14 protein-coding genes are annotated in these 12,971 nt (G+C 55.6%); 8 read left to right on the forward strand and 6 right to left on the reverse strand.

The window, feature by feature from the left end; genetic code table 11:
* From B2R48_RS11895 to B2R48_RS11910, 4 genes are all read right to left on the reverse strand, one after another.
* Positions 1-267 (reverse strand): hypothetical protein (locus B2R48_RS11895; protein ID WP_297000635.1); only part of this gene is annotated, 267 nt, incomplete at its 3' end.
* A gap of 3 nt (positions 268-270) precedes the next feature.
* Positions 271-450, reverse strand: coding sequence for a hypothetical protein (locus B2R48_RS11900; RefSeq protein WP_062955814.1), 180 nt, complete (start codon positions 448-450; stop codon positions 271-273).
* A gap of 83 nt (positions 451-533) precedes the next feature.
* Positions 534-917, reverse strand: a complete 384-nt coding sequence (locus B2R48_RS11905; RefSeq protein ID WP_232310634.1) for a response regulator transcription factor — start codon at positions 915-917, stop codon at positions 534-536.
* A gap of 118 nt (positions 918-1,035) precedes the next feature.
* The gene (locus B2R48_RS11910) at positions 1,036-2,613 is read right to left on the reverse strand and encodes a helix-turn-helix domain-containing protein (protein WP_062955812.1); all 1,578 of its coding nucleotides are present in this window, start codon (positions 2,611-2,613) and stop codon (positions 1,036-1,038) included.
* Between the two features lie 202 nt (positions 2,614-2,815).
* Here B2R48_RS11910 and B2R48_RS11915 point away from each other — a divergent pair, with 202 nt between their 5' ends.
* From B2R48_RS11915 to B2R48_RS11935, 5 genes are all read left to right on the forward strand, one after another.
* A complete protein-coding gene (locus tag B2R48_RS11915) occupies positions 2,816-4,177 on the forward strand; it encodes an ABC transporter substrate-binding protein (RefSeq protein WP_084272034.1) in 1,362 nt (453 codons plus the stop codon).
* Between the two features lie 119 nt (positions 4,178-4,296).
* On the forward strand, positions 4,297-5,313 hold the full coding sequence (locus B2R48_RS11920; protein WP_213474077.1) for a branched-chain amino acid ABC transporter permease: 1,017 nt from the start codon (positions 4,297-4,299) through the stop codon (positions 5,311-5,313).
* A 3-nt stretch (positions 5,314-5,316) separates the two neighbouring features.
* Positions 5,317-6,495 (forward strand): branched-chain amino acid ABC transporter permease, encoded by a 1,179-nt coding sequence (locus B2R48_RS11925; RefSeq protein ID WP_062955810.1) that lies wholly within the window; start codon positions 5,317-5,319, stop codon positions 6,493-6,495.
* Positions 6,496-6,498: 3 nt separating this feature from the next.
* A complete protein-coding gene (locus B2R48_RS11930; protein WP_062955809.1) occupies positions 6,499-7,260 on the forward strand; it encodes an ABC transporter ATP-binding protein in 762 nt (253 codons plus the stop codon).
* A complete protein-coding gene (locus B2R48_RS11935) occupies positions 7,257-8,009 on the forward strand; it encodes an ABC transporter ATP-binding protein (RefSeq protein ID WP_062955808.1) in 753 nt (250 codons plus the stop codon). The genes B2R48_RS11930 and B2R48_RS11935 overlap by 4 nt, the downstream gene beginning before the upstream one ends.
* Positions 8,010-8,151: 142 nt before the next feature.
* Here B2R48_RS11935 and B2R48_RS11940 read toward each other — a convergent pair whose 3' ends face one another.
* Positions 8,152-9,744: a gamma-glutamyltransferase family protein gene (locus B2R48_RS11940; RefSeq protein ID WP_297000654.1), complete on the reverse strand. Its 1,593-nt coding sequence runs from the start codon at positions 9,742-9,744 to the stop codon at positions 8,152-8,154.
* 139 nt (positions 9,745-9,883) lie between these two features.
* Between B2R48_RS11940 and B2R48_RS11945 the strand changes: the two genes are divergently transcribed.
* Positions 9,884-10,597, forward strand: coding sequence for a GntR family transcriptional regulator (locus tag B2R48_RS11945; protein WP_062955807.1), 714 nt, complete (start codon positions 9,884-9,886; stop codon positions 10,595-10,597).
* A 110-nt stretch (positions 10,598-10,707) separates the two neighbouring features.
* Here B2R48_RS11945 and B2R48_RS11950 read toward each other — a convergent pair whose 3' ends face one another.
* The gene (locus B2R48_RS11950) at positions 10,708-11,133 is read right to left on the reverse strand and encodes a nuclear transport factor 2 family protein (protein ID WP_297000656.1); all 426 of its coding nucleotides are present in this window, start codon (positions 11,131-11,133) and stop codon (positions 10,708-10,710) included.
* Between the two features lie 270 nt (positions 11,134-11,403).
* Between B2R48_RS11950 and B2R48_RS11955 the strand changes: the two genes are divergently transcribed.
* Positions 11,404-12,591 (forward strand): ABC transporter substrate-binding protein, encoded by a 1,188-nt coding sequence (locus B2R48_RS11955; RefSeq protein ID WP_297000658.1) that lies wholly within the window; start codon positions 11,404-11,406, stop codon positions 12,589-12,591.
* A gap of 104 nt (positions 12,592-12,695) precedes the next feature.
* Positions 12,696-12,971, forward strand: a 276-nt coding sequence (locus B2R48_RS11960; protein ID WP_414716186.1) for an ABC transporter permease subunit, incomplete at its 3' end; no start/stop codon positions are given.

The following is a 12,971-nucleotide window of genomic DNA, read 5'->3' on the forward strand; positions in this document are numbered from 1 at the left end:
CTTGCGCAGCAAAAACCACCAGCCCAGAAAGATTACGGTCGGACCCAGATAGATCGTCAGATATTCAAGTCCGTTGCGTGCCGCCGTGCCAACAGCGCCATAAAACGTCCAGGACGTGCAGTAAACCGCGATGGATAATGTATAGACCGTCGGATTGCGGACCCAAGAATGCCCGTCACGCGCGCGCTTGTCGCCCCACCATGCAATCGCATAAAGCAGCCCGACATAAATCAGCGAAACGAGGATGACCAGTTCCGAGGACAGCATGGGCTATTTCCTCTCGGTCTGGGCAGCGTTGCGAAGTGCGCTTGTCAGAACGGCACACAGCGCAATCAGTATGGCCCATCCGACAAAGAAATAGACAAACAGGATCGGCAGGCCAAGGATCGTGCCATCAAGCGAAAACATGCCCACGATTGGTGGCAGCCAGATGAACAAGGCCACCAGCATCAGGACAAGGGCGCGTTCGGTAAGTCTGCGTGGCGGTGTGATGGGCGCCTCCTGCCGGTTGATTGGGAACGCGAACGCGCGTTTCAGTTCGCGTTGCGTTCCAGCAGGGCCTTGACCCGGGACACAACATCGCGTGTGGAAAATGGCTTGGTCACAAAATCATCGACACCAAGCTCAAGACCCTTGCGACGATCCACTTCACGTGTCTTGGCGGTGAGCATCATGATCGGCACTTGCCGGGTGTTGGAATCGCCGCGCACGGCGCGCACGACTTCAAACCCATCGCAAACAGGCATCATGACATCAAGTAAAACCATGTCCGGAATGTCGCGCGCAATCATGGAAATCGCGGTGCGCCCATCTGTGGCGACGCTGACATCATAGCCTTCCTTCTCCATCAGGAAGCTCAGGGACTCGACAATGGTTTCCTCGTCTTCGGCAATCAAGACCTTTGGTCTCTCATTCAAGGACGTTCTCCCGATTTTTCGGATTGTTATACCCCCAATCCTAGCGGCTAATGCTCTGAATGATAATGCTACTTTGGGGTGGTATACATAAGGTATTGCTGTTGATGGTGCCTGCCTCTCATTTCGCAGCCATTTTGGGTGTGCCTTCCGCCATTTCATAGGCGCGTTGCGCACAGTCATTACGTGGGCATTGTCGGCACGATATACCAACCGGAACGGCTGATTCCGGTCGATCAAGCGACAAACGATCACCATAGACGACATCATTCGAGAACACCGTATCACATCCGATCATCACCGAATGAACCGATCGCGGCACCCCATACCCCCCGGCACCTGATCGCAGGGCACGCGCGACAAATAGATATTCACTGTCATCGGGCAGGCGGACAAATTGCGGAATAACACGTTCGGGCGCGGTATAGGCTTCGTGCACGACCCAGCGCGGGCAGGCGCCGCCATAGCGTGGCAATTGCAGGCCGGATGCGGAAAAGCGCTTGGAAATATTTCCGGCAATATCCGTTCGCACCAGATGAAACGGAATGCCTTCGGCTCCGGGACGGCGAAGCGTTGTCAGGCGGTGGCAAACTTGCTCCCAGCTTGCGGCATAGCGTTGCTGAAGCAGTTCGATATCGTGGCGCATGCTGCGCGCATCATCCAAAAACGGCTCATAGGGAAACAACAATGCCGCCGCCGCATATGAAATCAGGGCTTCTGATGCGCGAACCCGGCCAGCCTCGCTGCTGACCTGGGCCTGATCAAGGATTTCATTGATTGGCTCGGCAGCCTCAAGGCGGCAAATGGTGCGGGCCGCCTGAAAACGGGCTGAGGTGATCGGCAGGGCGCGCGATACGCGCAGTGTGTTGTTTTTGGCATCCCATTGATGGCCGCTTGTCAGGAAATCTTCGGACGGCAGGCGTTCGATCCGGGTTTTGTGGCGGTCCTCAAGATAGTTGATCAGGTCAGTCAGATAGAGCCCGCCATCCGGATCAATCACCGGGCGCATCTTGTGGGCGTGGTCTTCAAGGCTGGGGAAATGGTTGGCATTGTCATACAGCAGGTCATCGACTTCCTCGGCCGGGCTGGCGGCGGGGCGACCGGCTTCGCCACGTTCAAGAAAGTTGAAAATCTCGGTCGCGGATTCAGCAAGGCGCTGGGATTCCTGTACCAGTGTCGCGTTAAAGCGTGCGCGCTGATCGGGCGACAGATCATCATAATCATCAAAGATTTCCGCCACGGTGCGGATCGACGTGATGCGCGTCAGGATCGAATGGCTGGCCTCGGTCAGGAACGGATCGTGGCTAAGGCGTTCGGACAGGGCATCAATGTCATCAAGGCCGCTGCGATATGCGCGATACAGTGACAGGAACGCCGTGATCATGCCCGGTGCGGCGGCAATCATGGCCGGGAAGTCGCGGCTTTCGACCGGGGTGGTGCGAAAGACAGGATCGGATGCGACTTCGGCAAGGTCGGAAAGCAATCGGCTTTCCTCTGACCCGGACAGCGTATGCGGGTGAATTTCCAGTGCCTCGGCAATTCGCATCAACAATCCGCCACCAATCGAGCGGCGGTTATGTTCGATCAGATTAAGATAGGACGCCGAGATGCCCGCAGCCTTCGCCAGGGCATTCTGGGTCATTCCGATGTCTTTTCGCCGTCCGCGAATGCGGTGTCCGATGGGGGCCTGACGCGCCATACTAAAGTCTTACCTGTTGACAAGATTTACAAATTTTCACAAAGGTCATCTATATATTTACAAAAAAGTTGTTTTATATCAACTAGGTGTTGATTCATTTTCAAATGCTCCTCATTGTTTTGACAGGTCGATAAGAAAAAGAACCAAAATACAGACCTCAGATTTCTCTGAAACAGATCCCAAGACATTGGGGAGGAAAACCATGTCGGAGACTAAGCTTATCGGAAATGTATCTCGTCGTACGATCCTGAAAGGGTCCGCGGCCACCACGGGTGCAGCCCTCATTGGCGGCACTTTCCCGATGCATTTCATCAAGAACGCGCATGCCCAGACCTTCCGTGGCGATCCGGGTAGCGCTTCCAGCGTCAAACTCGGCTTTAACGTTCCGCAGACCGGTCCGTATGCCGACGAGGGTGCTGACGAACTGCGCGCCTATCAGCTTGCAGTCAAGCACATCAACGGCGAAGGCGATGGTGGTATGCTCAATACCATGAAGCCGCTTGAGCTCAAGGGTAACGGTATCCTCGGCAAAAAGGTCGAGTTCGTAACCGGTGATACCCAGACCAAGTCCGATGCTGCGCGTGCTTCTGCAAAGCGTATGATTGAAAAAGACAATGTGGCAATGGTTACCGGTGGTTCGTCCTCTGGTGTGGCAATTGCCGTGCAGGGTCTTTGCCAGGAAATGGGCGTCATCTTCATGGCGGGCCTGACCCACTCGAATGACACCACCGGTAAAGACAAAAAGCGTTATGGCTTCCGCCACTTCTTCAACGCTTATATGTCCGGTCAGGCGATCGCGCCGGTTCTGCTTGACGAGTACGGCAACGAACGCCGCGCTTACCACCTGACGGCCGATTACACCTGGGGCTGGACTCAGGAAGAATCGATCAAGGCCGCAACCGAGAATATCGGTTGGGAAACCGTCAACACGGTTCGTACCCCGGTTGGTGCTGGTGACTTCTCGCAGTACATCACCCCGGTTCTGAACTCTGGTGCAGATGTCCTGATCCTGAACCACTATGGTAAGGACATGGTCAACTCCCTGACCCAGGCTGTTCAGTTCGGTCTGCGTGACAAGCAGGTGAACGGCAAGAACTTCGAAATCGTCGTTCCGCTGTATTCCCGCCTGATGGCACAGGGTGCTGGCGAAGCTGCAAAAGGTATCCTTGGTACCACCAACTGGCACTGGTCGCTGACCGACGCCGGTTCGCAGGCCTTCGTCAAATCGTTCGGTCAGGAATACGGCTTCCCGCCGTCCCAGGCTGCACATACCTGCTACGTCCAGACGCTGCTTTATGCAAACGCCTGCGAAATGGCCGGTACCTTTGCACCTTGGGAAGTCATCAAGCAGCTCGAAGGCTTCGAGTTCGATGGCGCGGGCAACGGCCCGACCCTGTATCGTGCAGAAGATCACCAGTGCTTCAAAGACGTTCTGGTTGTGCGTGGTAAAGAAAACCCGCAGTCCAACTTTGACCTTCTTGAAGTCGTTAAAAACGTTCCGCGTGCACAGGTCGAATATCCGGCCGATATGTTCGGCGGGGAACTGGGGCCGTATCAAGTCTGATACACCCAAAATTGATGCAAGTAGGGCCGGCCATCTCCCAATGGTCGGCCCGTTTGCCCTCTGGCCTCGGCCTATACGACTTTTGACTAAGTCCCTTACGAATACGCGGCGGATAACTGATGGACGCTATATTTCTTCAAATCCTGAATGGTCTGGACAAGGGCGGTGCCTACGCACTGATTGCACTTGGTCTGACCCTGGTGTTTGGCACGCTCGGCGTGGTGAACTTTGCCCACGGTGCCATCTTCATGATGGGCGCATTCTGCGCGGTCACTCTGGAAAAACTTTTGACCCTTTCGGTCAAGGTCAAGGATGAGTCGGTCACCTTCTTTGACGCCTACAAGGAAACGCCATACCTCGAACTGTGGTTTGGTGATACCGGGACGGCGATCATTGACTGGTCGGTACCGTTATCGATCATCCTGGCAATACCGGTGATGTTGTTAATCGGCATTGTCATGGAACGCTCGCTCATCCGGTATTTCTACAAGCGTCCTCATGCCGAGCAGATTCTTGTGACCTTTGGTCTGGCCATTGTTCTTCAGGAACTGGTCAAGGCTGCCTTTGGCGCGAACCCGATCCCGCAGGGGGCACCTGATATCGTTTCGGGGTCTGCAGCCGTTGGCGCGATCTTTGGTCTTGGTGAAGCTGTTGTTTATCCGTGGTGGCGTCTGATTTATCTGGCGTTCTCGCTGATTACCATTGGCCTTGTATTCTCGTTCCTGCATTTCACCACCTACGGGATGGTGGTGCGCGCCGGGATGGCCGACCGTGAAACGGTCGAGCTTCTGGGCATCAATATTGAACGTCGCTTTACGATTGTGTTTGGCATCGCGGCCGTGGTCGCGGGTCTGGCAGGCGTGATGTACACGCCGGTTCTGCCCCCGGATTATCATCTGGGCATGGACTTCCTGGTACTGTCATTCGTCGTGGTTGTTGTGGGTGGCATGGGCTCTTTGCCCGGTGCGGTGGCCGCTGGCTTCCTGCTGGGGATCTTGCAGTCCTTCTCGTCCATGACCGAGGTGAAAGACATCTTCCCGGGGATTGACCAGATCATCATCTACCTTGTTGCCGTCGTCATTCTGCTGACCCGTCCGCGCGGTCTGCTGGGACGCCGGGGCGTGATGGAGAGCTAAAAAATGTCAAATACAAAAATCGTCTCGCCCAAGAAGGATATGATCTTCATGGCCATCCTGTCGGCCGTGGTCCTGACCATGCCGCTGTGGTTGCAGCCCTTCGGGGCGGCCTATCCCGACCTGATGCAGAAGTTCATGATCTTTGGCATCTTTGCCATCGGCTATAACATTCTGTTTGGCCTGACCGGCTATCTGTCCTTTGGTCACGCAGCCTTTCTGGGTGTGGGGTCCTACACCGCCGTCTGGTCGTTCAAGCTGCTGTCGATGAATGTCATTCCGGCATTGATCTTTGGCACGGTCCTTTCGGGTCTGTTCGCGCTGGCCATCGGCTTTGTGTCCTTGCGTCGTTCGGGGATTTACTTCTCGATCCTGACACTGGCCTTTGCACAGATGTCCTATAACCTGGCCTATTCGGTTCTGACCCCGATCACCAACGGTGAAACCGGTCTGCAGCTTGAGCAGGCGGATCCGCGTGTTCTGGATCGCATGTCTGGCATCGAAGCGGACGCATCGCTTCCGACCCCGAATCTGTTCGGGATCGAGGGGATCGGTTATTCGGGCTTCTATATCTGTGCGGCCCTGATGCTGATTTCGTTCTTCATTTACCTGCGCATCTTCCGCTCGCCATTCGGGCTTAAGCTGCGCGCGATCAAGTCAAACCAGAACCGCATGGGCTATACCGGGTTCAGCACCCGTCCATATCTGATGACCGCCTTTGTCATCTCGGGCATGTATGCCGGTCTTGCCGGTTCGCTTCTGGCGGTGACCGATCCGCTGGCCGGGGCCGAGCGCATGCAGTGGACTGCATCGGGCGAGGTCGTTCTGATCACGATCCTTGGCGGTGTTGGTACCTTGATTGGTCCGCTTCTGGGCGCTGGTATCATCAAGTATTTCGAGAACATCTTCTCGGCCTTTAACGATACCGTGCTGCTCAATGCATTCTCCTTCCTGCCGGACTGGCTGGCACACCCGATTGCATCCGTGGTTGGGCTGTTTGTTGGCGAAGGCTGGCATCTGACCCTTGGCCTTGTCTTCATGCTGATCGTGATCTTCCTGCCCGGTGGCATCATGGAAGGTATCAGCCGCCTGTCGCGTCTGCTCTTCAAACGCGAGAAAACCGAGCCGAAGTCCGACGGTCATGAAAACAAAGAAAAAGAACAAACATCGGCGGGGGAGGTCTGATCCATGTCCGAATACATTCTTGACGTCACCGACGTTGACAAGAACTTTGGCGGTCTGCAGGCGCTTTCCGATATTAACCTTCGGGTTAAGGAAGGCACCGTGCACGCGATTATCGGGCCGAACGGGGCTGGCAAATCGACATTGCTGAACGTGATTGTCGGGCGTCTGGCACCCAGCCGTGGCCGTGTGCTTCTTGGCGATCAGGTGCTGACTGGCAAGGAACCGCACGAGATCAACCAGCTTGGTGTTGCCCGTGTTTTCCAAACGCCGGAAATCTTCCCGGAACTGTCGCTTTTGCAAAATGTGATGGTTCCGGCCTTTGCCAAGCGCGAAGGCATTTTCAAGATGAACTTCATCAAAAGCCTGTTCTCGGAAAAAGAAGTCCTCGAACATGCTGAACACCTTCTTGAAGATGTCGGCTTGCTTCAGCACAAGGATCATCTTGCCGGTTCGATGTCACGTGGTGACAAGCGCCGTCTTGAACTTGCCATGTGCCTTGGGCAACAGCCGAAACTGTTCTTGCTTGATGAACCGACCGCGGGCATGTCGCGCCATGATACCAACCGCACGATTGATCTTCTTAAACGGATCAAGGAACGCGGCATGACCAAGGTGATCATTGAGCACGACATGCATGTTGTGTTCAGTCTGGCCGATCGCATCAGCGTTCTGGCCCAGGGTGCCATCATTTGTGAAGGCACACCTGAAGAAGTACGTAACGACCCACGGGTCAAGGAAGCCTATCTCGGAGGGGAAACGGTATGAACGCGCTGCCAAAACAGGAACCTGTCCGTAAACAGGGTGGCGACCCGGCGTTTTTCTCGGTCTATGACATCCATGCCTATTACGGCGAAAGCTATATCGTTCAGGGGCTGTCCTTTGACATCCGCGAAGGCGAAATTCTGGCGCTTCTCGGGCGTAACGGGGCGGGCAAGACATCGACGCTCCGTACCCTTGCCCGCATGGGGGACCCGGAACTCAAACATGGCGAGATCTGGCTTGATCACCAGCCATTGCACGAAATGAAGGCATGGCAGGCCGCCCGTTTGGGTCTGCAACTTGTGCCCGAAGATCGTCGCATCATTCCGGGCATGACGGTCGAACAAAACCTTGAACTCGCCCAGATTGCCGAACCGCATGGCTGGTCAATTCAGCGCATCTATGAACTGTTCCCGCGTCTTGGTGAAAGGGCGGAGCAGGAGGCGATCACGCTTTCGGGCGGTGAGCAACAGATGCTTGCCATCGGGCGTGCTCTGGCCCGTGACATCAAGATCCTGCTGCTTGATGAACCCTATGAAGGTCTGGCACCGGTTATTGTTCAGGAAATCGAACGAACCCTGCAAAACGTCAAAAAGCTCGGCATTACTACCATTATTGTCGAACAGAACGCGATTGCAGCCCTGAAACTGGCAGACCGCGCCATCATCATGGATAGCGGCGAGATCGTCTTTGACGGGACCGCGCAGGCTGTTCTGGATGACGAGGAACTGCGCGATCAGTACCTCGCCATCTAGGGAACATACCTAGGGTCATCTTGCCCGTTTTGTGTGGGGGGAGTTTCCGAAGCTTTGTTGTAAGGGGGGCTTCGGAACAGTTAAGGCCGTGCCTGTGGGGCGCGGCCTTTTCCTTTGTCTGGGCTGAATGATGATCTAATCGTCAGACGCCAATCGCCTTCCCGTCGCTGCGTGGATCATGTGCCCCGTCGACGAAGCCATCCTCGTCAATGCGGATGATGCCGGCCTGTCCGGCAAGGGCACTTTGCTGCTCAATCGCACGCAGAACATGACCACGTGCGGCCAGTTCATCAAACACGTCATCCCCGGCATCGACTTCAAGTTTCAGGCTGTCATTGGCATCAGAAAACGTCTTGCCAAGCAAAAAGCGCGGCTTGGTCAGCGCCTCAAGCGGGGACAGGTCAAAATCAAGCAGCCGGGTCAACAGCATCGCAAGGGTTTGCGGCTGTCCATCGGCCCCTTGCGTGCCATACAGCAAATGCGGCTTGCCCCCCTTAAGCGCCATGCCGGGATTAAGCGTATAGAACGGAAGCTTCCCCGGTGCGAAGGCATTCGGGTGGCCCGGGTCGGTGCTGAATGCGGCCCCGCGGTTTTGCCAGACAATGCCGGTATCGCCCGCGACCACCCCGCTGCCCCAATCGAAATAGGTGCTTTGCAAAACACTGGCGCAATTGCCATTGGCATCCTTGGCGGCCAGAAATACCGTATCGCCATGCCGGAACGGATGCGGCCAATCAAGCGCCTTGGTGGTCGAGATTTCCTTGGCATCTGCGGCCAGATCGGCGTGATCCAGAAGGGCCGTAAAATCGGTGCTGGTAAAATCGGGATCGGCGATCTGATCGCGTTTCAGGAATGCCCGTTTGATGGCCTCGACCACCAGATGGTAATGATCCGCCGTTCCCTCGGCCCAGTTCTTTTGCCCCAGTTCGCGCAACACCCCCATGGTCATGAGCGTCGCCAATCCTTGCGTTGGCGCGGGCGGGGCAAACAGGGTGACGTCACCATATTCAAGGGACACCGCATCGACCGTTCGGGTACGGGTTTTCGCAAGGTCCGCCTTGGTGATCGGCGATCCCACGGCTGACAAGCCTTTGACAATCTGATCAGCAAGGCCGCCTTCATAGAGATCGCGCGCGCCAAGCTCGGCAATGCGTTTCAGGCTTTGCGCCAGGTGCGGCTGATGGAAGGTTTCACCGGCATGTGGCATCCGGCCTTGCGGGGTGAAGACATCCATAAAGCCCGGCCAATTGGCGATTTCCTCTTTCCGGAAATCAAGCCAGAAACATTGTGACGGACTGATCGCAAAGCCGTTTTCCGCAAGCGTAATTGCAGGCGTGATCAATTCCGACAGGCTTTTGGTCCCGCCCCAGTTCTTTGCCGAATGATCAAGGGCGTGTTGCCATGAATCCACCGTGCACGCCGTGGTCAGGGTCGAACCCGGACCGCGCAGCGGAATTGGGGTGCCGGGCGTGATTGTATCGCCGCCTTTTTCGGCGGCCTGACCAATACCCAGGAAAGACTGAACCTTGCCGCTGTTGTCTGAAACCATCCAGACCGCATCACCACCAATGCCGCAGAAATGCGGGTAGGTCACGGCAAGGACGGATGCCGTGGCGACAACCGCCTCAATCGCGGTGCCGCCATCGCGCAGAACTTTTGCACCGGCCTCACTGGCCGCCGTGCTGGGGCTTGTGACCATGGCGCGATGTTGAAAGGCCGTCTGTTGATCGGTCATGGGGGCATTCTCTCAGTCAACGAGGTTGTATTTGAATTGGGTCGGACTGCGCGTGGATCGGGTGTGGCGAAATTGCATACAATCCTTTATACAAGCGCAGGTTACAAAATCTTCGAAACAAGAAACGTGGCGGATCGGGATGAAAGCAGCGGACAAGGCAAAGCATCGTACAGATATGATCAGTTCGGCATTGCGTTCGGCAATCCTTGAACGTGTACTGATGCCCGGCATGAAGCTGCCCGAAGATTCTTTGGGTGAACGGTTCGGCGTCAGCCGCACCCTTATTCGCCAGTCGCTTGAACGGCTTGCGGCCGAAGGTCTGATCGAACTTCGCCGTAACAAGGGTGCGATGGTTGCCAAGCCCAGCCTTGAAGAGGCCCGTGATCTTTTCGAGCTCCGCACCCAGATCGAAGACCTTGTCATCAGCCGGGTGATCAAGAATATGAGCCCGGAAATTCTGGGCGAACTTGAAGCCCATCTTGCCAAGGAAGTCGAAGCCGAAAACGCGTCGGAGCCGATCTCGATCCGGCTTGCCACCGAATTCCACATTTTGCTCGCACGTCTTTCGGGAAGTCCGGTCTTGCTGCGCTATGTCGAGGAAATCGGCTATCGCTGTGGTTTGACGCTCTCGCTTTATGCCCGACCGCATTCGACCGATTGCGGCATTCAGGAACACCGCCAGATCATTGATGCCCTCGCCAAGGGGGACGAAGACACCGCGCGCAAACTGATGCGCCATCATCTGACGGCGGTTGCCGACAGAGCCCTGTTCACGACAGAGGAAGGCGGGCCGCTTTTGTATCTTGATGCGCTCGAACCCTATGCCCGGAAAGTGCGCGACGGCGGGGCATAACGCAACATTGCCGCCGCGCACATGACCGCCTGTCCGCAAGTGCAGGCGATCTTTCGCATTCCAGGGATTGGGGGTGGGCAGGTGCCGATGCGGATTTGGCATATGCGGGCCTAGGCCTTGATACCCTTGCGGATCAGAATGCGTTCCGCACTTTCATTCCAGACATCCATTTTGATGATCTTGCCGGTTTCAATCACGAAACGGTCGATATAACGGTTGCCTTCAAACGGGGTGCCGTCGGGCCATTCGCCGTAAAGCCAGCCGGTGCTGTAAACAACGGTCTGGCCATTGGTATGGGCGACATCAAACTGACCGAACTTCTTTTTTACCCATTTATAACGCGCGGCGTTAAAGGCCGTGGTGCCGGACGGATGGTCGTATTTCTGACCATCGGTAAAGGTGATGACGACATCATCAGACATGAATGTCGCCGCCAGTTCCGGGTCGGGTTTCATGGATGCATCAAGAAAATCACGCACGGTCCGGGCCTCTGGCGGCAGGGTATCAAGCACATTTTCCGCAGTTTGGTCGCTCATTTCGAAAGCCTCTGTTTTCGGGAATTGATCTGGCATCAGCATAAACGCTGTGCAGAAATTTTGCATGCACTAATTTTATGCAAAAATTGCATGCAATCTGCGTATACATGAGGCAATTCTGTTTTCTGCCCGGATGGAAAAACGCCTAAACCTCTGATTTTAAATGATTATGATTCTTGGCATGTCGCTTGCTGCGGTGCGGTGACGATTTGGTGCGCAACGCGAATTTGCGACACCGAACGCTGCAGACACATAATCAGGGAGTCTCACATGCCTATTTCTTCGCCTTTCCGGAAAATAACGCGGCGTGCCGCCCTTCTCGGGGCTGCTGCTGCGCTGATGTTCGCCACCACCCTGCCTGCCCATGATGCCCGTGCAGAAGACACAGTGAAACTTGGCCTTGTAGCCGCACTCAGCGGTCAGTCAGCCAAGTCGGGCGAAGCCATTACGCGCGGCATCACCCTTGCGATTGACAAGATCAATGCCGAGGGCGGCGTTCTTGGCAAGCCGCTTGAACTTGTATCGCGTGATGATGAAAGCAACCCGGGCAAGGGTCTGGTTGCAGCCCGTGAACTGGCCCAGCGCGAAGGCGTTGCGGCGATCATTGGTGGCCTTGATACGCCGGTATCCTTTGCCATTGTGCCCTATGTGAACCAGCAGAAAATCCCGTTCATCGGCCCGTGGGCTGCCGGAACCGGGATCACCAAAAACGGTGCAGAGGAAAACTATGTCTTCCGCGTTTCGGCGGTTGATGAATATGTCGACGAAGCCATCACGGAATATCTGATCGCCAATTACGGTGCCAAGAAACCGGGCATGATCCTGATCAACAACCCGTGGGGGGAGTCCAATGAAAAGGGCCTGCTCAAGGCTCTTGAAAAGCGTGGCATGGAACATGCCGGGATCGAAAAGTTTGAATCAAACGATGTCGATGTTGTCCCGCAGCTGACCCGCCTAAAGGAAAACGGCGCGGATTCCCTGTTTGTGGTTGCCAACGTTGCGCCTACCGCACAGGTGATCAAGTCGCTTGATCGTATGGGCTGGGATGTTCCGATTTCATCGCATTGGGGTCCGGCCGGTGGCCGCTTCACCGAACTGGCTGGCAAGTCTGGCGAGAAGGTCCACTTCATCCAGACCTATCTGTTTACCGATCCGGCCAATCCGATGTTCGTCAAACTTCAGGAAAAGTTCCCGGAAATCGAAACCCTTGCCGACGTGACCCCGGCAACCGGCATTGCCAATGCTTATGACGCAACCCTTCTGCTTGCAGCCGCGATTGAAAAAGCCGGTTCGACCGATGGTCCGGCCATCCGCGAAGCCATGTACGAGATCAGCGGTGTCGAAGGCATGATCAAAACCTATGACAAGCCGTTCACCCCGGACGATCAGGATGCGCTTGGTCCGGAAGACTACACCTTCGCGCATTTCGTCGAAGGCCAGATCATTCCGATCAAATAAGCAACTTATCCAACCCGAATGGCGTGTACCCAATGCGCGCCATTCGGGGATTTATCCATTTTAAATGATGCACTTACGTGCACGGCATAGGCAGGCGGCTGGCAATGACACTTTTAATCGCAGCTCTGATAACCGGGATCGGTCTGGGCAGTATGTACGGGCTGATCGCACTTGGTTTCCAGATCACCTATTCGGTGTCCTCCAAGGTCAATTTCGCGCAAGGATCGATGGTGATGCTGGGCGCTGTTCTGGGCTTTGTATTCTGCGAACGATACGGTTTTCCGGTCATTGTCGGCTATCCGCTGGCCATTCTGTGCTGCGGGCTTGCCGGTATCATGGTCGAATTTTTCCTTGTTCGTCCGTTTGCCATTCGCAATTCC

The sequence above is a fragment of the Thalassospira sp. UBA848 genome (assembly GCF_002295455.1).
Classification (GTDB): Bacteria; Pseudomonadota; Alphaproteobacteria; order Rhodospirillales; family Thalassospiraceae; genus Thalassospira.

Bases quoted from the DNA above. Each gene is read 5' to 3' on its own strand.
- B2R48_RS11900 (WP_062955814.1), bottom strand. From the start codon at position 450: ATGCTGGTGGCCTTGTTCATCTGGCTGCCACCAATCGTGGGCATGTTT.
- B2R48_RS11910 (WP_062955812.1), bottom strand. From the start codon at position 2,613: ATGGCGCGTCAGGCCCCCATCGGACACCGCATTCGCGGACGGCGAAAA.
- B2R48_RS11915 (WP_084272034.1), top strand. From the start codon at position 2,816: ATGTCGGAGACTAAGCTTATCGGAAATGTATCTCGTCGTACGATCCTG.
- B2R48_RS11920 (WP_213474077.1), top strand. From the start codon at position 4,297: ATGGACGCTATATTTCTTCAAATCCTGAATGGTCTGGACAAGGGCGGT.
- B2R48_RS11925 (WP_062955810.1), top strand. From the start codon at position 5,317: ATGTCAAATACAAAAATCGTCTCGCCCAAGAAGGATATGATCTTCATG.
- B2R48_RS11930 (WP_062955809.1), top strand. From the start codon at position 6,499: ATGTCCGAATACATTCTTGACGTCACCGACGTTGACAAGAACTTTGGC.
- B2R48_RS11935 (WP_062955808.1), top strand. From the start codon at position 7,257: ATGAACGCGCTGCCAAAACAGGAACCTGTCCGTAAACAGGGTGGCGAC.
- B2R48_RS11940 (WP_297000654.1), bottom strand. From the start codon at position 9,744: ATGACCGATCAACAGACGGCCTTTCAACATCGCGCCATGGTCACAAGC.
- B2R48_RS11945 (WP_062955807.1), top strand. From the start codon at position 9,884: ATGAAAGCAGCGGACAAGGCAAAGCATCGTACAGATATGATCAGTTCG.
- B2R48_RS11950 (WP_297000656.1), bottom strand. From the start codon at position 11,133: ATGAGCGACCAAACTGCGGAAAATGTGCTTGATACCCTGCCGCCAGAG.
- B2R48_RS11955 (WP_297000658.1), top strand. From the start codon at position 11,404: ATGCCTATTTCTTCGCCTTTCCGGAAAATAACGCGGCGTGCCGCCCTT.